Origin of the sequence: Vibrio sp. 10N.222.46.A1, from assembly GCF_041473595.1 — a bacterium.
In the GTDB taxonomy this organism is placed as follows: Bacteria; Pseudomonadota; Gammaproteobacteria; order Enterobacterales; family Vibrionaceae; genus Vibrio; species Vibrio tasmaniensis_A.
Window position 1 is genome coordinate 1 of sequence record NZ_JBFRSN010000425.1, and the last position, 1118, is coordinate 1118.

General features: G+C 38.9%; 2 protein-coding genes and 1 pseudogene. All 3 read right to left on the reverse strand.

Going from position 1 to position 1118, the window contains the following annotated elements:
- Positions 1-79: 79 nt before the first annotated feature.
- Positions 80-415, reverse strand: coding sequence for a hypothetical protein (locus tag AB4496_RS13200; RefSeq protein WP_016766862.1), 336 nt, complete (start codon positions 413-415; stop codon positions 80-82).
- Positions 416-490: 75 nt separating this feature from the next.
- Positions 491-877 (reverse strand): hypothetical protein, encoded by a 387-nt coding sequence (locus AB4496_RS13205; RefSeq protein WP_017101067.1) that lies wholly within the window; start codon positions 875-877, stop codon positions 491-493.
- Between the two features lie 43 nt (positions 878-920).
- Positions 921-1118, reverse strand: a pseudogene (locus AB4496_RS13210) (hypothetical protein); the annotation flags it as partial.

The window sequence follows — 1118 nt, forward strand, 5'->3', positions numbered from 1 at the left end:
CGAAAGATAAAGTAATGGTTTCATCATAAAAAAGAGCCCTAATAATAGGACTCTCATTTTATGCCATCCCATTGAGATATCAATATTCACAAGGTAATAAAATTGTGGTCACGCTGCGGTCACGTTCAGTTATTATCCAAACCGATTGATCACAAATCGTATAATTCGATATCACTCTCTCGCCTGTTTTGGTTGCTTCGTCATTGGTGATTTTATCTTCAATGCAAGTCTCTCCCCAATCTCCACTTTGGTGACGCTGCAAATAAATCGACAAGTTAGCACCGACATTATTATCTAATAACTGCTCAATACCTTGCGTATAGACCACTTTACCCAACGAAAACGGAACGGCCGTACAAACGTAACATTTTGCTTTCGTTTCTTCTCTATCTTGTGTAGCATTCAGAATGTTCATTAAATCTAACTCCGATGTAATTGAACATGCCTTGATATTTGAGACAGCAAATATCAAGGCGCTTTATTTTCACGCTTAATAAACGTCTTCCGTTTTACGAATATGATTAAACACTTCATGAATTTCATCGTAAGTGATGCCATACCCTTCGAGCTTTTCCACACAGTCACAAATATCATTGGTGTAGAAACACTCATGATTAAATAACTCACGACGAATGATCGCTTTTTTTCCGTTCTCTTTGATATCTTCGGCGATCCCTTCTTGAGCGATAGAATCTAAACGAGTCATTAATTGCTTGGCATTATCAACTGGGCAAATTAACCCCATACCTAGCGACGCATATTTCACGCCCTCTTTTTTTTCATCATCGAACTGTTGATTAGAAAAAGCAAAGAACGCCCCTGCCTCATTAAAAGCCTGAGTTTGTTTGTCTTGAATATAGTGTGAGAGATATTTCATCTTTTAAGTCTCCATTTTATAATTAAGGGGATGATCCACTCTTTTATGTTTCGATGTATTGATGGTTGTTTGTCACCCATCCTATGACTACAGCACGACTATTCAGCCCTACCTTATTTGTTTCAGTAATCACATGACCTCTCGCGATGCCTTGCCCCCAGTACGGCTTATTGAGTTCTGTTTCTGGGAACAAAACCGTCAGTTCTAGCCAAACACTGGAATGCCTGGCTCTTGCTTTTAC

Coding starts and splice junctions, on each gene's coding strand:
- AB4496_RS13200 (WP_016766862.1), bottom strand. CDS start 415: ATGAACATTCTGAATGCTACACAAGATAGAGAAGAAACGAAAGCAAAA.
- AB4496_RS13205 (WP_017101067.1), bottom strand. CDS start 877: ATGAAATATCTCTCACACTATATTCAAGACAAACAAACTCAGGCTTTT.